Origin of the sequence: Schlegelella aquatica (assembly GCF_026013905.1) — a bacterium.
Classification (GTDB): Bacteria; Pseudomonadota; Gammaproteobacteria; order Burkholderiales; family Burkholderiaceae_C; genus Caldimonas; species Caldimonas aquatica.
In genome coordinates, this window is the sequence record NZ_CP110257.1 from 2,440,998 (window position 1) to 2,460,813 (window position 19,816).

At 71.2% G+C, this 19,816-nt stretch carries 16 protein-coding genes; 8 read left to right on the forward strand and 8 right to left on the reverse strand.

Going from position 1 to position 19,816, the window contains the following annotated elements; genetic code table 11:
* Nucleotides 1-27: 27 nt before the first annotated feature.
* From OMP39_RS11130 to OMP39_RS11150, 5 genes are all read right to left on the reverse strand, one after another.
* Nucleotides 28-948: an ABC transporter permease gene (locus tag OMP39_RS11130; protein WP_264891793.1), complete on the reverse strand. Its 921-nt coding sequence runs from the start codon at nt 946-948 to the stop codon at nt 28-30.
* A 4-nt stretch (nt 949-952) separates the two neighbouring features.
* Nucleotides 953-2,047: an ABC transporter permease gene (locus OMP39_RS11135; protein ID WP_264891794.1), complete on the reverse strand. Its 1,095-nt coding sequence runs from the start codon at nt 2,045-2,047 to the stop codon at nt 953-955.
* Nucleotides 2,040-3,584: an ABC transporter ATP-binding protein gene (locus tag OMP39_RS11140; RefSeq protein ID WP_264891795.1), complete on the reverse strand. Its 1,545-nt coding sequence runs from the start codon at nt 3,582-3,584 to the stop codon at nt 2,040-2,042. Before OMP39_RS11140 ends, OMP39_RS11135 begins: the two co-directional genes overlap by 8 nt.
* Before the next feature lie 289 nt (nt 3,585-3,873).
* Nucleotides 3,874-5,217, reverse strand: coding sequence for a guanine deaminase (guaD, locus tag OMP39_RS11145; protein ID WP_264891796.1), 1,344 nt, complete (start codon nt 5,215-5,217; stop codon nt 3,874-3,876).
* On the reverse strand, nt 5,214-6,269 hold the full coding sequence (locus OMP39_RS11150) for a LysR family transcriptional regulator (RefSeq protein WP_264891797.1): 1,056 nt from the start codon (nt 6,267-6,269) through the stop codon (nt 5,214-5,216). The genes guaD and OMP39_RS11150 overlap by 4 nt, the downstream gene beginning before the upstream one ends.
* A 101-nt stretch (nt 6,270-6,370) precedes the next feature.
* Between OMP39_RS11150 and xdhA the strand changes: the two genes are divergently transcribed.
* From xdhA to xdhC, 3 genes are read left to right on the forward strand one after another with little or no spacing between them, the layout of a single operon-like run.
* Nucleotides 6,371-7,855 carry a xanthine dehydrogenase small subunit gene (gene xdhA, locus OMP39_RS11155; protein WP_264891798.1) on the forward strand — a complete coding sequence of 495 codons (1,485 nt, stop codon included), beginning with the start codon at nt 6,371-6,373 and terminating at the stop codon, nt 7,853-7,855.
* 19 nt (nt 7,856-7,874) lie between these two features.
* The gene (gene xdhB / locus OMP39_RS11160) at nt 7,875-10,187 is read left to right on the forward strand and encodes a xanthine dehydrogenase molybdopterin binding subunit (protein WP_264891799.1); all 2,313 of its coding nucleotides are present in this window, start codon (nt 7,875-7,877) and stop codon (nt 10,185-10,187) included.
* Between the two features lie 4 nt (nt 10,188-10,191).
* Complete coding sequence (xdhC, locus tag OMP39_RS11165; RefSeq protein ID WP_264891800.1) at nt 10,192-11,088, forward strand: xanthine dehydrogenase accessory protein XdhC; 897 nt, start codon at nt 10,192-10,194, stop codon at nt 11,086-11,088.
* A 22-nt stretch (nt 11,089-11,110) separates the two neighbouring features.
* Here the strand turns inward: xdhC and OMP39_RS11170 are convergent, their stop codons facing one another.
* Nucleotides 11,111-11,896 carry a Crp/Fnr family transcriptional regulator gene (locus OMP39_RS11170; RefSeq protein WP_264891801.1) on the reverse strand — a complete coding sequence of 262 codons (786 nt, stop codon included), beginning with the start codon at nt 11,894-11,896 and terminating at the stop codon, nt 11,111-11,113.
* Nucleotides 11,897-12,099: 203 nt separating this feature from the next.
* On the opposite strand from OMP39_RS11170, the gene OMP39_RS11175 reads away from it, so the two are divergent.
* Nucleotides 12,100-12,696, forward strand: a complete 597-nt coding sequence (locus OMP39_RS11175) for a hemerythrin domain-containing protein (RefSeq protein WP_264891802.1) — start codon at nt 12,100-12,102, stop codon at nt 12,694-12,696.
* Between the two features lie 27 nt (nt 12,697-12,723).
* Here the strand turns inward: OMP39_RS11175 and OMP39_RS11180 are convergent, their stop codons facing one another.
* On the reverse strand, nt 12,724-14,946 hold the full coding sequence (locus tag OMP39_RS11180) for an ATP-binding protein (RefSeq protein ID WP_264891803.1): 2,223 nt from the start codon (nt 14,944-14,946) through the stop codon (nt 12,724-12,726).
* A gap of 135 nt (nt 14,947-15,081) precedes the next feature.
* Nucleotides 15,082-16,398 (reverse strand): glycerate kinase type-2 family protein, encoded by a 1,317-nt coding sequence (locus tag OMP39_RS11185; RefSeq protein ID WP_264891804.1) that lies wholly within the window; start codon nt 16,396-16,398, stop codon nt 15,082-15,084.
* A 126-nt stretch (nt 16,399-16,524) separates the two neighbouring features.
* Here OMP39_RS11185 and OMP39_RS11190 point away from each other — a divergent pair, with 126 nt between their 5' ends.
* From OMP39_RS11190 to panC, 4 genes are all read left to right on the forward strand, one after another.
* Nucleotides 16,525-16,734 (forward strand): DUF3460 family protein, encoded by a 210-nt coding sequence (locus OMP39_RS11190; RefSeq protein WP_264891805.1) that lies wholly within the window; start codon nt 16,525-16,527, stop codon nt 16,732-16,734.
* A 40-nt stretch (nt 16,735-16,774) separates the two neighbouring features.
* On the forward strand, nt 16,775-17,641 hold the full coding sequence (locus OMP39_RS11195; RefSeq protein WP_264891806.1) for a segregation and condensation protein A: 867 nt from the start codon (nt 16,775-16,777) through the stop codon (nt 17,639-17,641).
* A 407-nt stretch (nt 17,642-18,048) separates the two neighbouring features.
* Nucleotides 18,049-18,888: a 3-methyl-2-oxobutanoate hydroxymethyltransferase gene (gene panB / locus OMP39_RS11200; RefSeq protein ID WP_264891807.1), complete on the forward strand. Its 840-nt coding sequence runs from the start codon at nt 18,049-18,051 to the stop codon at nt 18,886-18,888.
* Nucleotides 18,889-18,898: 10 nt separating this feature from the next.
* The gene (gene panC, locus OMP39_RS11205; protein WP_264891808.1) at nt 18,899-19,741 is read left to right on the forward strand and encodes a pantoate--beta-alanine ligase; all 843 of its coding nucleotides are present in this window, start codon (nt 18,899-18,901) and stop codon (nt 19,739-19,741) included.
* Nucleotides 19,742-19,816: the final 75 nt, after the last annotated feature.

The window sequence follows — 19,816 nt, forward strand, 5'->3', positions numbered from 1 at the left end:
ATCTCTGGACAGCCATCGCGGCGGCACTCACGAGCCCGGATAGAACGGCTTGCCCAGCGAGGCCGGCATGTTCACGCGGATCCACGTCGGGTTGCGGGAGATGAGCACCAGCACCACGATGGTGGCCAGGTAGGGCAGCATCGTGAGGAACTGGCTGGCGATCTGCACGCCCTGCCCCTGCAGGTGGAACTGCAGCATGGTCACGCCGCCGAACAGGTAGGCGCCGAGCAGCACACGGGCGGGACGCCAGGTGGCGAAGGTGGTGAGCGCCAGCGCGATCCAGCCCTTGCCGGCGATCATCCCCTCGACCCACAGCGGCGTGTAGACCACCGAGATGTAGGCCCCGGCCACGCCGCACAGCGCGCCGCCCACGGTGACGGCGAGCAGCCGGATGCGCCGCACCGGGTAGCCGAGCGCATGGGCCGACTCGGGCGACTCGCCCACGGCGCGCAACACCAGCCCGGCGCGCGAGCGGTACAGGAACCAGGCCAGGCCCCCGGCGAGCAAGATCGCCAGGTACACCATCGGGTGATGCTTGAAGAGCGCCGGGCCGACGAACGGAATGTCCGCCAACCCCGGGATCTCGAAGCGCGGACGCTCGGAGAGCTTCTCCTGCGTGTACCCGATGCCGACGAAGGCCGAAAAGCCCGCACCGAAGAGGCTCAGCGCCAGGCCCGTGGCGTACTGGTTGGTGTTGAGCCAGATGACGAGCACGCCGAAGGCGAGCGCCAGCACGGCACCCGCCCCGGCGCCGGCGGCGAAGGCCAGTGTGTCGCTGCCGGTATGCACCGCGGTGGCGAAGCCGGCGATGGCCGCCACCAGCATCATGCCTTCGGCGCCGAGGTTGACCACACCCGCACGCTCGTTGATGAGCAGGCCCAGCGCCGCGATGGCGAGCACCGTGCCGGCATTCATGGTCGCGGCGATGAGCAAAGCGATGGCGTCCATGGGATCAGGCCTTCTTCGACGTGAGGGCCGCGGCCGGCGCAAGCCGCCGCTGCCAGCGCACTCGGTAGTGGATGAGGGTGTCGCAGGCCAGCAGCGTGAAGAGCAGCAGCCCCTGGAACACGCCGGTGAGCGACTTGGGCAGGCCCAGGCGCGACTGGGCGAGCTCGCCGCCGATGTAGAACATGCTCATCAGCACCGCCGAGAACACGATGCCCACCGGATGGAGGCGCCCGACGAAGGCGACGATGATGGCGGCGAAACCGTAGCCCACCGGCACATAGGGCGTCAGCTGGCCCAGCGGCCCCGCCGCCTCCAGCCCGCCGGCCAGCCCCGCCATGCCGCCCGAGGCGAGCAGCGCCGTCCACAGCGACCGGCGCGACGAGAAGCCGGCATAGCGCGCGGCCGCGGGCGCGAGCCCTCCCACCTGGAGCTGGAAGCCCGCGTAGGTGCGGAACAGGAAGGCCCAGAACACCACCACCATCGCCAGGGCGATGACCAGCCCGATGTGCACGCGGTAGCCGCTCACCAGGCGCGGGATCTTGGTGACTTCGGCGAAGGTGATGGTCTGCGGGAAGTTGTAGCCCTGCGGGTCCTTCCAGGGGCCATACACCAGGTAGCTCAGCACCATGTCGGCCACGTAGACCAGCATGAGGCTCACGAGGATCTCGTTGGCGTTGAAGCGGTCGCGCAGCAACGCGACGATGGCCGCCCACAACATGCCGCCCAGCACGCCGGCCAGCAAGATCGCGACGACGATGCCGCGGCCGGTATCGGGCCCCGCTTGCATGGCGACCCCGCCTGCGAACACGGCCCCGAGGATGAACTGTCCCTCCGCGCCGATGTTCCAGACGTTCGAGCGGAAGCACAGCGCCAGCCCCAGCGCGATGAGCACGAGCGGCGTGGCCTTGACGGCCAGCTCGCTGAGCGCATAGCCGTTCTTGATCGGCTCATAGAAAAAGACCTGCAGGCCGCGCACCGGGTCCTTGCCCAGGGCCACGAACAGCAACACGCCGATCACGACGGTGATGGCCAGCGCCAGGAGCGGCGAGGCATACGACATCACCCGCGAGGGCTGCGGACGGGCTTCGAGCTTAAGCATGGGCTGCCTCCTGCGTGCGGGCCTCGCCGGGTGGCACGGCGCCGGGCCACAAGCCGCTCATCCATTCGCCGATCTGCTCGACGGTGGCCTGGCCGGTCGGCACGGCCGGCGAGACGCGGCCCTGGGCGATCACGACCAGCCGGTCGCTGATCTCGAACAGCTCCTCCAACTCCTCGCTGACGACCAGCACCGCGCAGCCCGCGTCGCGCAGCGCCAGCAGCTCGCTGCGGATCTGCGCCGCCGCGCCCACGTCCACCCCCCATGTGGGCTGGGCCACGATGAGCACCTTCGGCTGCGCCTCGATTTCGCGGCCGACGATGAACTTCTGCAGGTTGCCGCCCGACAGCGACTTGGCCGCCGCATCCGGGCCGCCGGCCTTGACCTTGAAGCGGGTGATGAGGTGCTGCGCCTGCGCGCGCAAGGCGTGCACATCCACCCAGCCGGTGCGCCGGCTCACCGATTCCGTGCGCGTGAGCAGCGTGTTCTCGGCCAGCGACATGGTCGGCACCGCGCCGCGCCCGAGGCGCTCCTCCGGGACGAAATGCAGCCCCTCGCGGCGCCGCTTGCGCGGCGAGTGCCGGGCGATGTCCTGCCCGAACAGGCGAATCGACCCGGCCGCCGGGCGCAGGTCCTCGCCCGACAGGGCCGCCAGGAGCTCCTGCTGCCCGTTGCCCGAGACGCCCGCCACGCCGAGGATCTCGCCGCGCCGCACCTCGAGCCGCACGTCGGACAGCGTGGTGCCGAAGGGGTGCGAGCGCGGCAGCGTCAGCCCGTCCACGGCCAGCGCCACCTCGCCGGCCTCCACACGCCGGTGGACGAGCTGGGGCGGCTCGGCGCCGATCATCAGGCGCGACAGGCTGGCGTTGGTTTCCTTCGTGGGGTCGACCTCGCCGGTGACGCGCCCGCCGCGCAGCACCGTGCAGTGATGGCACAACGCGCGGATCTCGTCGAGCTTGTGGCTGATGTAGAGGATGGAGCAGCCGGTGGCCGCCAGCTGGCGCAGCGTGACGAAGAGCTTTTCGACCGCCTGCGGCGTCAGCACCGAGGTCGGTTCGTCCAGGATGAGCAGCTGCGGGTCGGTCAGCAGCGCGCGCACGATCTCCACGCGCTGGCGCTCACCCACGCTCAGCGTGTGCACCGGCCGCGCGGGATCGACGTCCAGTCCGTACTGCCCCGACACCTCGCGGATGCGCTCGCTCACCTGAGCGAGCGAGAGGCGGCGGTCGAGCCCCAGCCAGACGTTCTCGGCCGCGGTGAGCGTGTCGAACAGCGAGAAGTGCTGGAACACCATGCTGATGCCCAGCTCGCGCGCCTCGTGCGGGTTGCGGATGACCACCGGCTCGCCGTTCCAGCGGATCTCGCCTTCGTCGGGCCGCACCGCCCCATAGATGATCTTCATCAGCGTGGACTTGCCCGCGCCGTTCTCCCCGAGCACGGCGTGGATCTCGCCGGGTGCCACCTTCAGGTGCACCCGGTCGTTCGCCTTGACGGCGGGGTACTGCTTGCTGATGCCCTGGAGTTCCAGACGCAGCGGCATGTCGTTCTCCTGGACGGCTGGTCCTGCGCGCCAGCCCGGGCCGCCCCGCGCTGGCCAGCCCCGGGGCACCGGCGGCCGGCCGCGCCCCGGGGGTCGAAAATCGCGCCCGCGATTGTCACTCAACGGCAGGCACGGGCCGGCCCGCCCGCGCCGAGCCGGCGCCGTGGCGTCCAGGAGGGAGGAAGGTGTCCCGTGGCATGTGTGTCTCCTCTCTTCGTCTTGTCGCCACATCCCCGGGGGGCGGCTCCGTCCTCGTCGGCCGAGGCGCCGGGCCGCCTCCCTTGGGGGTTCAGCCCGTCGGCTGGGGTGGCTGCGGCCGGGCGCAGCGCCGGTGGCCGGCCACGTAGGCCTCCACCAGATGCCGCTCGTCGCTCAACGTCATCCAGGCAAAGACCTTCTCGTGCAGCTGGCGGCCCAGCGACAGCCGGTGGCTGTCCACCGGGCCCGAGGCCCAGTCCCATACGCATACGTCGGCCACGCGTCCCGGCTCGAGGCTTCCGATCTCGCCGTCCAGATGCAGGCAGCGCGCCGCGCCCAGCGTGGCGGTGTAGAGCGCCTTCCATGCCGGCAACCGCACTCCTTGCAGGGCCTGCACCTTGTAGGCCTCGGCCAGCGTGCGTTGCATCGACAGGCTGGTGCCGCCGCCCACATCGGTGGCCATGCTCACGCTTGCGCCTTGCGCCTCCAGGCGCCGCCAGTCCAGCAGCCCGCTGCCGAGGAACAGGTTCGACGTCGGGCAGTGCGCGATGTGCGCGCCGGTGTGGGCCAGCAGGGCGCGGTCGGCGTCGTCCAGCCAGATGCCGTGCGCCAGCACGGCACGCGGCGTGAGCAGACCGAAGCCGTGGTACACGTCCAGGTAGCTGCGCGCCTGCGGAAAGAGCTCGGCGACCCAGGCGACCTCGGCGCGGTTCTCGGCCACGTGCGTCTGCATGTACAAGTCCGGCACCTCGCGCATCAGCCGGCCCGCCATCGCCATCTGGGCCGGCGTGCTGGTGGGCGCGAAGCGCACCGTCATCGCGTAGGCCAGCCGGCCGGCGCCGTGCCAGCGGGCGATCAGCTCCCGGCTGTCCCGCTCGGCCGAGTCCACCGTGTCGGTCAGCGCGGGCGGGGCGTGGCGGTCCATCAGCACCTTGCCCGCGATCAGCCGCATGCCGCGCTCGTGCGCCGCGGCCAGCAGCGCCTCGGCGCTCGCGCGATGCACCGTGGGGAAGACGACGGCACTCGTCGTCCCGTGCGCGACGAGCGCGTCGCAGAACCGGGCCGCCCCCTCGGCCGCCACCCCCGGATCGGCATACCGCTGCTCGGCCGGGAAGGTGTAGGTCTCGAGCCACTCCAGCAGTTGGGTGCCGAAGCTGGCGATCACGTCGAGCTGCGGCGCATGCACGTGCGTGTCGATGAACCCGGGCATCAGCAGCCGCCCGCGCCGGTCCAGCCGCAGCCAGTCGTCGCCCGGAGGCTCCTCGCCCGGCAGTGTGCCGACGATGCGCCCCTGCTCGACGAGCAGCCAATGATCGGGGCGAAAGCGCACGGCCGTCCCCGGCTCGGGCGACCAGCCGGGATCGCCGCGGAAGTCGAGCAGGTCGGCCCGAAGCGCAAGGCGCGCCGCGCTCTGCACGGGCTCGGTGCCGTTCATGCCACCCCCCTGCGGTCGGTGCGCGAGCCGTCGCCCCGCGCGGCTCTGCGGGCGTCGGGCGCGACGGTCACGTCGGGCAGCTGCAGCGGCGCGCCCCACGCCGCTCCGGCCAGGCCGCGGGCCACGTCGCGCACCCGTTCTCGAAACCACCGGTGCGCCGCGGACGGATGCGTCCGGTCGTGCCAGAGCTGGTAGTAGTTCATCGGCGGAAAACCCACCGGGCAGCGCACGATGCGCACCGGCAGCAGATCGACATACCGCTGACAGAACAGCCGCCCCGTGGTGAGCACCAGCCAACTGCCCGCGACCATCAGCGGGATCTGACCGAAGTGCGCGCTGCGCACCGTGACGCGGCGGTGCAAGCCGTGGGCATCGAGGAAGGCGTCGATCACCCCGAGCGACTCCCGGCCGGTGTGCAGCGGAGCCGGCGCCACATGCTCGCACTCGAGGTACTTCTCCACCGACCAGGTGCGCGGCGAGCGCACGGCCGGATGGTCCTTGGCCACGAGGCAGACGACCTCGTCGGTCAGCAGGCGGCCCAGGTGCAGGTCTTCGGGCGGCTCCAGCCAGTTGCCGATGACCAGGTCGACGTCGCCGCAGGCGAGCCGACGCTGGATGTCGAACTCGGCCGACAGCGGCAGCAGCTCGACGCTCGCCCGGGGAGCGACCCGCTTGATCTCGGTGACCAGGCGGGGCAGGAAGTACGGATCGAGGTAATCGCTCGCCCCGATACGGAAGGTCGCTTCGGTCGTCGCCGGCTCGAACGAGCGCACGCGCTCGCGCACCCCGAACAGCCGCTGCGCCTCGCTCAGCAAGCGCGTGGCGGGCTCCAGAAGCTCCAGCGCCACCGGAGTGGGCACCATGCCGTTGCCCGCACGTACCAGGAGGGCGTCGCCCGTCGCCTCGCGCAGGCGGCGCAGGTGCGCACTGACGGCCGGCTGTGACAGTTGGAGCTTCATCGCGGCTTTCGAGACGCTGCGCTCGGTGAGCAGCGTGTGGAGCACCCGGATCAGGTGCAGTTCAATGTTGTCGAAATCGGGCCCGCGCGCCATACGACGTTCCTTATATCATCCATATGGATTCTCGTATAGCAAGGGGGCGCGAGGGGTGTACCGTTCGGGAATGTCCCAAGCCGGTGCAACGGCGCATGGCCATGAACGACGACACCTCCATCCGATTTCTCCACCGCGGCCGCGTGGTGCGGCTGCGCGACGTCTCCCCCACCCGCACCGTCCTCGACTGGCTGCGCGAGGACCAGCGCCTGACCGGCACCAAGGAGGGCTGCGGCGAGGGCGACTGCGGGGCGTGTACCGTGGTGCTCGGCGAGCTCGAGGGCGAGCCCGGGCACGAGCGGCTGCGCTTTCGCGCGATCAACAGCTGCATCCGCCTGCTGTCGTCGCTGGACGGCTGCGCCGTGTGGACGGTGGAGGACCTGCAGGATGCGCAAGGCGGGCTGCATCCGGTGCAGCAGGCGCTGGTCGAGCATCACGGGTCGCAGTGCGGGTTCTGCACCCCCGGCTTCGTGATGTCGATGTTCGCGCTCTATCAGCAGCGGGTGGCGCCCTGCTCCGGACCCTGCCGCATCGAGCGCCAGGAAGCGCAGGAGGCCCTCTCGGGCAACCTGTGCCGCTGCACCGGCTACCGTCCGATCCTGGAGGCGGCGCAGAAGCTGCCCGAGTACCCCCGCCGCGTGCTGGACGAGGCGCCGGTCGTCGAGACCCTGCGCTCGATCCGGCGCGAGCGCGGGCTGCAGGCCGGGCGCGCGCTGCGGCCTCGCACGCTCGACGAGTTGCTGCAATGGCGAGCCCGCCACCCCGAGGCTCAGGTGATCGCCGGGTGCACGGACGTGGGCCTGTGGGTGACCAAGCAGCACCGCGAGTTCGAGCGGACGTTGGATGTCACCGGCGTGCGCGAGCTGCAGCAGGTGCAGGTCGAGGGCGGGACGTTGCGCGTGGGCGCCGCCGTGCGGCTGAGCGATGCGTTCGCCGCATTGGAGGCGCACTGGCCCCAGCTGCACACCTTCGCGGCCCGCTTTGCCGGCGTGCCGGTGAGAGAGTCCGGCACGCTGGGCGGCAACATCGTCAACGGCTCGCCGATCGGCGACTCCATGCCCTTGCTGATCGCGCTGGGCGCGCGCGTCGAGCTGGCCAGCGTGCGCGGCCGGCGCGAGCTGGCGCTGGAAGCGCTCTACACCGGATACCGGCGCAGCGTGCTGGCCCCCGACGAGGTGCTCACCGAGGTCCGCGTGCCGCTGCCCCGCCCCGCCTCGCGCGTGGCCGCCTACAAGCTCTCGAAACGCTTCGACGACGACATCTCGGCCGTGTGCCTTGCCATCGACGTGGAGGTGCGGGACGGCACGGTCCACCACGTGGGCATCGGTGTGGGTGGCATGGCCCCCACGCCCCGCCGCGCGCAGCGCACCGAGGAGGCGCTGCGCGGCGCGCCGTGGACCGAGGCCAGCGTGCGACACGCGATCGACGTGCTGCGGCAGGAGTTCTCGCCGATCGACGACCTGCGCGCCAGCGCGGCCTACCGTCGCGAGGCCGCGGGCAACCTGCTGTGGCGGTACTGGCTCGAGACGCAGGGCTGGCAGCACCTGCGCCTGGACAGCCTCGCGCCCGAGGCGCTCGACGCCTGAAGCCCCGAGGAGGACGTCGATGAACGCACCCGAGACCCTGATTCCCGCGACGGTCTGCGGCCGCTCGCATCCCCACGAGAGCGCGCGCGCGCAGGTGTGCGGACGTGCCGCCTACGTGGACGACCTGCCCGAACTGCAAGGCACGTTGCACGCGGCGCCCGTCAAGAGCCCGGTGGCCCACGGGCGGCTGCTGGGGCTGGAGGCCGACGAAGCGCTCGCGATGCCCGGCGTGGTCGGCCTCGTCAGCGCGGCCGACATCCCCGGCGAGCGCCGTTTCGCGGTGGCTGCGCACGACGAGCCCATCTTGCCGGACGGCGAAGTGGAATACCTGGGTCAGGTGGTGGCCCTGGTGGTGGCGGACACGCCCCAGCGCGCCCGCGCCGCGGCCCAGGCCGTGCGTTGCCGCATCGAGCCGCTGCCCGCGATCCTCACCATCGAGGAGGCGCTGCAAGCAGGCAGCCACGTGCTGCCGCCCGTCGTGGTGCGCCGCGGCGACCCCGACGCGGCGCTGGCCGCCGCGCCCGAGCGGCTCTCGGGCGAATTCACCGTCGGAGGCCAGGAGCACTTCTATCTGGAAGGCCAGATCGCCTATGCGATCCCCGAGGAGCAGGACGGCTGGCATGTCTACAGCTCCACCCAGCACCCCGGCGAGGTGCAGCACTGGATCGCTCGCGCCCTGGGCCTCGACGACCACCAGGTGCGCGTGGAATGCCGGCGCATGGGCGGCGGCTTCGGCGGCAAGGAAACGCAGGCCGGCCACATGGCGGTGTGGGCGGCGCTGGCCGCACGCAAGGTGGGCCGGCCCGTCAAGCTGCGCCTGGAACGGCTGGACGACATGCTGGTGACCGGCAAGCGCCACAACTTCCTGTACCGCTACGAGGTGGGCTTCGGGCGGGATGGGCGCATCCGGGCCCTCAAGGTGATGCTCGCGTCGCAGTGCGGCTTCTCGGCCGACCTCTCCGGGCCGGTCAACGACCGTGCGGTGTTCCATGTGGACAACGCCTACTTCCTGGAGCACGTCGAGATCACCTCGTACCGCTGCAAGACGCATACGCAAAGCAACACGGCCTTCCGTGGCTTCGGCGGCCCGCAGGGCATGATCGTCACCGAGGCCATCCTCGGCGACATCGCACGGCACCTGGGCCTGGACCCGCTCGTGGTGCGTCAGCGCAACTTCTACGGCCCCGCCCCGCGTCACCAGACGCACTACGGCATGACCGTGGAGGACAACATCGCGCCCGAACTGGTGGCCCGGCTGGCCGCCGACGCGCGCTACGAGGCGCGCCGCCAGAGCATCGCCCAGTGGAACGCGCGGCACCCGGTGCTCAAACGGGGCCTGGCCCTCACGCCGGTGAAGTTCGGCATCTCGTTCACCGCCACCTTCTTCAACCAGGCGGGCGCACTCGTCAACGTCTATGGCGACGGCACCGTGCAGGTCAACCACGGCGGCACCGAGATGGGCCAGGGGCTGCACACCAAGGTGTGCCAGATCGTCGCCGACGAGCTGGGCGTGCCCTTCGAGCGCGTGCGCGTGACGGCCAGCGACACCAGCAAGGTGCCCAACGCTTCGGCCACCGCGGCCTCCAGCGGCACCGACCTCAACGGCCGTGCCGCGCAGTTCGCCGCGCGGCAGATTCGCCAGCGTCTGGCGGAGTTCGTCGCACGCGAGCAGCAAGTGGACGCCGCCAGCGTCGTCTTCGCCGGCGGCAAGGTCATCACGCCGACGCAAACGCTCGACTTCGCGCAGGTGGTGCACCGCGCCTACCTCGCCCGGGTACAGCTGTGGTCCGACGGGTTCTACGCCACCCCCAAGATCCACTACGACAAGCACACGCTGAGCGGGCGGCCGTTCTACTACTTCGCCTACGGGGCGGCGGTGACCGAAGTGGTGATCGACACCCTCACCGGCGAGAACCGCGTGGTGGCCGTGGACATCCTGCACGACGTGGGCCGCAGCATCAATCCGGCCCTCGACATCGGTCAGATCGAAGGCGGCTTCGTCCAGGGCATGGGCTGGCTCACCACCGAGGAGCTGGTCTGGGATCGCCAGGGCAAGCTGCTCACGCACGCCCCCAGCACCTACAAGATCCCGGCCACGGGCGACCTGCCGGCGCACTGGCGCGTGAGCCTGTGGCCCGAGGCCAACCGCGAGGACAACGTGTTCGGCTCCAAGGCGGTGGGCGAGCCGCCCTTCATGCTGGCGATCTCGGTCTACGAGGCCCTGCGCGATGCGGTGGCGGCCGTCGCCCCCGAGGATCGCCGGCCGGTCGTGCTCCACGCGCCGGCCACGCCCGAGTCGGTGCTGCGGGCGGTTCAAGCCCGCCGGGGGTGAGGCCGTGCGCCTGCCCGACGCCGCCCGTCTTTGGCTGTCGGCCGGCCGCCCGGCCGTCGTGGTGGAGGTCGTCGAGACACAGGGCTCGGCGCCTCGCGAGGCCGGCGCACGCATGGTGGTCGCGCATGACGCCGTGGCCGGCACCATCGGCGGCGGTCACCTGGAACTGCAGGCCATCGAGCTCGCCCGCTCGATGCTGGCGAACGGCGAGTGCGGCCCGGTGACGAAACGCTATGCCCTGGGCCCCGCCCTCGGGCAGTGCTGCGGGGGCGTCGTGACCCTCGGCTACTCGCGGCTCGATGCGGCGGCTCTCGCGGCCTGGCCCCCGGAGCCCGCCCTCTTCACATTGCAGTTGTACGGCGCGGGGCATGTCGGCAGAGCGATCGTGCGGCTGCTGGAAACCCTGCCGTGCCGGGTGCAGTGGATCGACGAGCGCGCGCAGGAGTTCCCCGAGGGATGGGTCTCGCCGTCCGGCCCCGGGCGCCGCGTCGGCGTGCAGGGTGCGGCGGCATTCGTCCGGCCCTCGCACATCGAAGCCGTGTGCGTCGACGCGGTCGAAGCCGAGGTGGCCGAGGCCCCGCCCGGCGCGTTCTTCCTCGTGCTGACCCACCGGCACGACCTCGACCTGCGCATCTGCGAGGCCATCCTGCGGCGGGGCGACTTCGCCTACCTGGGCCTGATCGGATCGAAGACCAAGCGCTCGCGCTTCGAGCATCAATTACTGAGACGCGGCATCTCGTCGCAGACGCTCGCCCGCATGACCTGCCCCATCGGGATCCCCGGCATCGAAGGCAAGGCCCCGGAGATCATCGCGGTGGCCGTCGTCGCGCAGATGGTGCAGCGCGCCGGCACGCTCTCACGCGAGCCGGCCGACACAGGCTTGGCGGCAGCCGGGCGCTGAGGCGCGCCAAGGTGTCGCGCCATCAGGCCATCGAGGGGCGCTCCTGCTCGCCCGCGATACGGCGCAAGGCCGGCAAGTCCAGGATCATCACGGTGTAGCCCGCCACCTCGATGACCCGCTTGTCACGCAACTGCCGCAGCACGCGCGAGAACGTCTCGGGCGTCACCGCGAGTTGGGAGGCGATCGCGCGCTTGCGCTCGCGCAGCGTGACGATGGCGCCCGGGCCCTCGCGGCCCGGCCGCAACTCCGCGTGATGCAGCAGCCACGTCGCGCAGCGGGACTCGGCGTCCTTGAGCATGAGCCCCAGCGTCCCCTCGGTCAGCTCCCGCACGCGCGACGACAGCACGCCCATCATTCCTTCGGCGAGGCTCGGGTGCTCCCGGCAGCAGGCTTTCACCCCCTCCAGCGGAAACGACCACAACAAGGTCTCGCTTTGCGTCCAGGCGTCCTCCAGGTAAGGCCCTTGCAACCACGCGCTCGCCACGTCGAGCCACTGCCCCGGCTCGACCCGACGGGTCTGCTGAGCGAGGCGGCCTTGCTCGGCCGTGCCGAGGGCCACCTGCCCGGAGGCCACCAGCCAGAGGCTGTGGGCCGTTTCCTGGCGCGAGAACACCGGGCAGCCCGGGGGCAGCACATGCTCCACAGCCAGGCGGGCCAGGGTGTGAGCCGCGTCGCGGGGGACACGGGCCGGCTGCAACGCGGCTTGCAACAGCGCGGCACGGGCATCGAGGGGAATGGACGTACTGGGCCCCACTTCGGTCAGGGGGCCGGGGGCGCGGTGGCGCAAGACGATTTCAGCGGCGGCCATGTTCACAGGATCACTCCTCGCATGGCGCAACTGTGGCCCGCCCCTGCCCGGGCGGCATTGCGGTGGCTCAAGAAACACGCGCCCCTCCCCTGGGAAAACCCCCAAGCCGCGTAAGCATTTGAACCGACGGGGCTTGACGGCGGTCAAGCCCCTTCCGGGGGGCCGGCGAGGAGAATCGTGGCCCTCGGTACCGAGGATTTCCAATGCTGCCTGGCTTCCACTCACCCGCGGCGAGCTTCGATCAACCGTTCGAGATGCTCGAGGCCTGTCACGACCGCGTCGAGCGCACGCTGCGCCTGCTCGACAAGCTCGTGCGCCACCTCGACGAGCACGGCGCCGACGCCGCCGCCCGCTCGGCGGCGCGCGATGTCCTGCGCTACTTCGACCAGGCCGCGCCCCACCACCACGCCGACGAAGAGCGCCACGTGTTTCCCGCGGTGCTGCGTTCGGGCGACCCTTCCCTGCGAGCCGCGGTGCAGCGCCTGCAGGCGGACCATCACGCGATGGAGGCCCTGTGGGCCCGACTGAGGGGGGTGTTGCAGGACGTCGCCGAGGGCCGGTGCCAGCGCTGGCCCGACGCAGACCGAGCGGACGACGACACCGGGGCTGGCGTCCCCGCCGCGGGGCGCTCGGAAGTGGAGGCCTTCCTGGCGTTGTACGAGCAGCACATCGCGCTGGAGGAAGGCCAGGTCTTTCCCGCGGCGCGGGCCGCGATCGATGCGGACTCGCTGGCTGCGATGTCGGGCGACATGGCCGCGCGGCGCGGGGCCGCGCCCCCGGCGCCGTCACGGGCCGATTGAGCGCGGCCGGCAGGCGCCCATGCCCGGCTACCGCCGCGCCCGGCTCACCAGTTGCAGCACGCCGCGCAAGCGTTCCGGCTCGAGCGGCTTGGTGAGGTAGTCGTCTATGCCGGCCTCCAGGCAGCGCAACCGGTCCAGCGGCATCGCGCGTGCCGAGATCGCGACGATCGGGCACGTCCACCCCCGCAACGCCTGCAGCGATCGCAGGCGGTGCGTCAACTCGACACCGCTCATGCCCGGGATGTCGAGGTCGAGCACGATGAGGTCGAAGCGCTCGCGGTCGCACAGCTCGATCGCCTCTGCGGCACTGACGGCGCAACTGACGCGATGACCCTGCTTGCGGATCTGCGTCATCGCGACGAAACGATTGACCGCGTGGTCGTCCACCAGCAGCACGTGCAGCGAGGCCGCGCCCTGCTCCTGCTCGGCCGGCGCGTCGGCTTCCAGGCCCTCGATGCCGCGGTAGGCGGTGTGCTCGAAGCGGCTGCGCGCCTTGTCGCGCGACAGGTTGAGGCTGTGCGCCGCCGCGCGTGACCAGTCGCTGTCCTCGTCCGCCTGGGTATCGTTGGGCACCAGCAGGGGCAGCGTCAGGTGGAAGCGGCTGCCTTTGCCGAGCTCGCTTTCCGCCCAGAGCTGCCCGCCCATCGCCTCGGCCAGACGGCGCGAGATGGTCAGGCCCAGGCCCGTCCCCCCGAACTCGCGCGTGGTGGAGTTGTCGGCCTGGGTGAACGACTCGAAGATGCGCTCCAGCTTGTCCTCGGCGATGCCGATGCCGGTGTCGGTCACGCACAGGTGCAGCCGGGCGCCACCGCCCTCGCCTTCCGACCAGACCGACACATCGACGCGCCCCTGGCGCGTGAACTTGATCGCGTTGCCCACCAGGTTGACGAGGATCTGGCGCAGCCGCAGCGGATCGGCCACGAGCCGCGCAGGCACGTCGGGCGCGACCAGGGTGTGCAGCACCAGGCCCTTCTCCACCGCGCGGGGCTCCAGCGGGGCCACGGCGTCCTGGACCAACGAGCGCACGTCGAAGGCGAGGCGCTCGATCGCCAGACGCCCCGCTTCGATACGCGAGAGGTCGAGGATGTCGTTGATGATGTTGAGCAGCGTCGACGAGGAGGACTTCACCAGCGTGAGGTAGCGCCGCTGCGCGTCGGTGAGCGACGTCTCGAGCGTGAGGTCCACCAAGCCGATGATGCCGTTCATCGGCGTGCGGATCTCGTGGCTCATGTTCGCCAGGAATTCCGTCTTGGCCCGGCTCGCCGCCTCGGCGGCCACCTTCGCCTCGCGCAACTCCTGCTCGACACGCCTGTGCTCGGTGATGTCGGTGACGACGCCCAGGATGCCTCCTACGCCGCCCCTCAGGCCGGAGAAGACCGTCTTGCTGAAAACGACGTCGCGCACCTCGCCGCCGGGCAACTGCATGCGCGCCTCGTAGGTCTGCACGCCGCCTTGGGCATAGAGGAGCTCGTCGTGGCGTTCCTCCTCGAGCGCGTCGGCGCTGCCGCGCAGTTCCGCGGCGGTGCGGCCCAGCCAGTCCTCCCGGCGCAGGCCGAACAACACCTCGCATGCACGATTGCAGCCGACATAGCGGCCAAGCCGGTCCTTGAAGTAGACCGGGCTCGGGATGATCTCGATCAGCTCCTCGATGAAGCGCAGCTGATGCAGCACCTCCTCCTCGGCCCGCCGTCTGTCGGTGACGTCGGTGTGCGTGCCGATCATCCGCTGCGCGCGCCCGGCTGCATCCCGCTCCACGACACGTCCGCGCGAGAGGATCCAGCGCCATTCGCCGTTACGGTGCCGCACCCGGAACTCGGACTCGTAGTGGCTCGAATTGCTCTTGAGATGGGCGGCCAGCCGCTCGCGTGCCTCGGCACGATCCTCCGGGTGCATCAGCTCGCGCCAGGTGGACAGCGTCATGCGCAGCTCCCCGGGCGCATAGCCGAGGATCTGCAGCAGCCGGGGGCTGAATTGCGCCTCGTCGGTGCCGATGTGCCACTCCCACACCGCCTCCTGCACGCTGTCGAGCGCGAGTTCGAGACGCTCGCGCTGCGCGCGCTCGGACTGCAAGGCCGCCTGGAGCGAGGCGTTCTCGGCCTGCAGCCGGCGGTGCTCGATCTCGGCGGCCTCCACCCACTGTCGCAGCAACTGGAGCCCCTCGGCCGGCAAGTCCCGCAGGAGGGCCTCCCATTGGCGCTCCCACTCGGGCACATTGCCCGGGCCAGTGCCACCCGGGAGCGGCCGCAGCAATGACGGTCTCCGGTTCATGGCAGCGAGGACGAGTGAGCGGCGTGCATGGACTTCAGCACGGCGCATTGTGCCGTGCACCTCCCCGCGGCCCTCGGGGGTCGCGGCCCTCAAGCGTAAACAGGTGTCAATGGCCCGTCACGCGATCAGCACAACCCGGAAATCGTTCACGTTCGTGAAGGTCGGCCCTGTGATCACGAGGTCACCGAGCGCCTCGAAGAAGGCGTAGGCATCATGACGGTCCAGGCACTGTCGGGCCGACACACCGGCGGCCCGAGCGCGTGCCAGCGAGTCGGGCGCGACGAGGGCACCGGCGTTGTCCTCCACGCCGTCGATCCCGTCGGTATCGGCCGCGAGCACCCACACGCCCGGCTCGCCTTGCAGAGCGACGGCCGCACCGAGCAGGAACTCGGTCGCGCGCCCGCCTCGCCCGGCCGGGCCGTTCACCGTGACGGTCGTCTCGCCGCCGGACAGCAGCACGCACGGCCGCCGGAACGGCTCGTTGTGGCGCGCCACCTGCAAGGCGAGCGCCGCATGCACCTGCCCCACGACGCGCGACTCGCCCTCGATCCGATCGCTGAGGATGTGCGCCTTCAGGCCGAGCCGCCTCGCTTCGGCGGCCGCGGCTTCCAGGGACTGCTGCGGCGTGGCCACCAGCTTCACCTCGTGGCCGGTGAACAGCGGGTCGCCCGGCTTGGGCGTCTCCCATCGGCCCTCACGCAGCGCCCGCTCGGCGGCCGGGGGCAGCGCAATGCCGTACCGGCGCAGGATGTCCAGCGCGTCGGCGCAGGTGGTCGGGTCCGGCACCGTCGGGCCGCTGGCGATCACGCTCGGGTCGTCGCCCGGCACGTCCGAGATGAGCAGCGTGACCACCCGCGCAGGCGCGCATCGCTGGGCGAGCCGGCCGCCCTTGACCGCCGAGAGATGCTTGCGCACGCAGTTCATCTCGTCGATGCTGGCCCCGCTCAACAGCAGCTCGCGGTGGATGCGCTGCTTGTCCGCCGCCGCCAGGCCCTCGGCCGGCAAGCTCAGCAAGGCCGAGCCCCCGCCCGAGATCAGGCACAGCACGAGGTCGTCCGGCCCCAGGCCCCGGGTGAGTTCCAACATCCGCCGAGCGGCCCGTTCGGCGGCCGCATCGGGCACCGGGTGGGCCGCCTCCATCACCTCGATGCGCGACCTCGACCCCGCGCCCGGGCCCTCGCCGTGCTCCTGGCGCGGCGGCACGTGACCATACCGGGTGACGACGAGCCCGGACAGCGGAGCCTGCGCCGGCCACGCCGCCTCGACGGCGGCCGCCATGCTCGCGGCCGCCTTGCCCGCCCCCAGCACCAGCGTGCGCCCGCGAGGCGGCGCCGGCAGGTGCGGTGCGACGCAATGGGCGGGCGACGCCCGCTCGACCGCCGTCTGGAACAGGCGCCTGAGCAGCTCGCGGGGGGGCAGGGGCAGACCGGACATCGTCGCAAGCTCGAAGTCGAAGGCGATGGCGCAAGCCTAGCAGGTCGACCTCGACCGGGCAGCCGAGACGCTCGCCACCCGTAAAATGCGAGCTTTCCTGCAGCGGCCGACAAGCCGCAGACGATCATGCCGCTCTTCTGGAAACCGTACAAATCCGACGTGACCCAGTTCCTCGAGGAACTGAAGGCGCAGAACCCGAAGCTCGAGGAAGCACAGCGCAAAGGCCGCTCGCTGCTGTGGGACCGCGACCTCGACCGGGAGGCGCTGCGCGAGTTCCAGGCCGCGCAGGTGCCCCAACCGCCCTACGTGTACCAGACCAAGCCCTCGCAGCGCTGACCCCGCCCGGGCCCACGTTCCCGTTGCCGCGCCTGCTCCCGTGAGCGCCGACTCCCTCTCGCCCAGCGCCGACGCGCTCGCCGAGCCCGCTGCGCCGGCCGCCGACGGTCTGCCGGAGGTGGTGGACACCGTCGCGGTGGCCAAGCTCTACGGCTCGCCGCTGTTCGAGCTGCCCCAGGATCTGTACATCCCGCCCGATGCGCTCGAGGTCTTTCTCGAAGCCTTCGAAGGTCCGCTGGATCTGCTGCTCTACCTCATCCGCAAGCAGAACTTCAACATCCTCGACATCCCGCTGGCCGACGTGACGCGGCAGTACCTGAGCTACGTCGAGCAGATCCGCAGCCGCAACCTCGAACTCGCTGCCGAGTACCTGCTCATGGCGGCGATGCTCATCGAGATCAAGTCCCGGATGCTCCTGCCACCCAAGAAGACGGAGGAAGGCCAGGAGCCCGAGGATCCCCGCGCCGAGCTGGTGCGCCGCCTGCTGGAGTACGAGCAGATGAAGCTGGCCGCGGCCAAGCTCGACCAGCTGCCGCTCCTCGGCCGCGACTTCCTGCGCGCGCAGGTCTACATCGAGCAGGCCCTCAAGCCCCGCTTTCCGGACGTGAGCCTGGACGAGCTGCGCGAGGCCTGGCTCGAGATCCTCAAGCGCGCCAAGCTGACTCAGCACCACAAGATCACCCGCGAGGAACTCTCGGTGCGCGAGCACATGAGCCTCGTGTTGCGCACGCTGCAGGGCCGTCGCTTCGTGGAATTCCACGACCTGTTCGACCCGCGCCGAGGTCCGCAGGTGCTGGTGGTCACCTTCATTGCCATGCTGGAGCTGGCGCGCGAGCGGCTCATCGAGGTCACCCAGGCCGAAGCCTACGCGCCCATCTACGTGCGCCTGTCGTACCAGCCGGCCTGAGGCCCGGCGCTCGGCCGCCCGGAGCCGGGCCGACACCCCCCCCGGGGGGTGGGGCGCAAGCCCCGGGGGCACAGACATACGGCCCGGCGCTCGGCCGCCCGGAGCCGGGCCGACACCCCCCCGGGGGGTGGGGCGCAAGCCCCGGGGGCACAGACATACGGCCCGGCGCTCGGCCGCCCGGAGCCGGGCCGACACCCCCTCGGGGGGTGGGGCGCAAGCCCCGGGGGCACAGACATACGGCCCGGCGCTCGGCCGCCCGGAGCCGGGCCGACACCCCCCCGGGGGGTGGGGCGCAAGCCCCGGGGGCAAAGACATGACGCCCCCACGGCGCCGGCGTCTTCTTGTGCACTGCAGCGCCGGGCACGCCGCGTGGCTAGAATCCGCCGACTTCCCCACCCTTTTCCACCATGAGCAGCCACGCCACTCCCGAGCCGAGCGCCAGCGGCCGCAAACCGATCACGCTGCACCGCCTGCGCGAGATGCACGCCGCCGGCGAGAGGATCACGATGCTCACCTGCTACGACGCGACCTTCGCCCGCGTGCTGGACGAGGCCGGCGTGGAATGCCTGCTGGTGGGCGACTCGCTCGGCATGGTGCTGCAGGGTCGCCCGAGCACCCTGCCCGTCTCGCTGGACGAGGTGGCCTACCACACCGAGTGCGTGGCGCGGGGCAACCGCAGCGCCTGGCTGATCGCCGACATGCCCTTCGGCTGCTACCAGGAATCCAAGGAGCAGGCCCTGCGCAGTGCGGTGAGGCTGATGCGGGCCGGTGCGCAGATGGTCAAGATCGAGGGCGGCGGCTGGACGCCCGAGACCGTGCGCTTCCTCGTCGATCGCGGCGTGCCGGTGTGCGCCCACCTCGGCCTCACGCCGCAAAGCGTGCATGCGCTGGGCGGCTACCGCATCCAAGGGCGCGACGAGGACGGCGCCGCGACGCTGCGCCGCCACGCCGCCGAACTGGCCGACGCGGGCGCGGCGATGCTGGTGCTCGAGCTCATCCCCTCCACCCTGGCCTCCGAGGTGACGCGCGCGCTGCCGCAACTGATGACCATCGGCATCGGCGCCGGGCCCGAGTGCGCGGGGCAGGTGCTGGTGCTGCAAGACATGCTCGGCCTCACGCGCGGCAAGCTGCCGCGCTTCGTCCGCAACTTCATGCAAGGGGCCGGCAGCATCGACGAGGCGATCCGCACCTACGTGCAAGATGTCAAGAACGGGCGCTTCCCGGACCCCCAACTCCACGGCTACTGAGCAACTCCCCATGCGCATCGTCCACACCATCGCCGAACTGCGTCAGGCGCTCGCCGGCTCGACCCGCACCGCCTTCGTGCCGACGATGGGCAACCTGCACGAGGGGCACCTGTCGCTCGTGAAACTCGCCAAGGAGCACGGCGGCCCCGTGGTGGCGAGCATCTTCGTGAACCGGTTGCAGTTCGCGCCGCACGAGGATTTCGACCGCTACCCCCGCACGCTGGAGCGGGACTGCGATCTCCTGCGCAGCGTCGGATGCAACGTCGTCTTCGCGCCGAGCGAGGAAGAGCTCTACCCCGAGCCGCAGGTGTACAAGGTCCATCCCCCCGAGGAGCTGGCCGGCATCCTGGAAGGACACTTCCGCCCCGGCTTCTTCACCGGCGTGTGCACGGTCGTGCTCAAGCTGTTCAACTGCGTGCAGCCGCGCGTGGCCGTCTTCGGCAAGAAGGACTACCAGCAACTGATGGTGGTGCGCCGCATGGTCCGGCAGCTCGCGCTGCCCATCGAGATCGTCGCCGGCGAGACGGCGCGGGCCGACGACGGCCTGGCGCTGTCTTCGCGCAACGGATACCTGAGCCCGGCCGAACGTGCCGAGGCGGTGCGCCTCTCGATGGCGCTGAGGCAGGTCGAGCTGGCCTTGCGGGTCGAGAAACGCACCGACGTGGCGGCCGTCGAGCAGGAGGCGGTAGACGAGCTGCGCCGGCGCGGATGGGCTCCGGACTACGTCGCAGTGCGCCGACGCACCGACCTCCAGCCGCCGGCGCCCGAGGAGTTGCAGGCAGGCGAGCCGCTGGTCGTGCTGGCCGCCGCCCGGCTGGGCACCACGCGGCTGATCGACAACCTGGAAATCTGAACCTTCAGGCCGCCGCCCCCCGGGGGGTGCGGCCGGCCTAGGGTCGGGCCTCGGGCCTCGGGCCTCGGGTCGCGG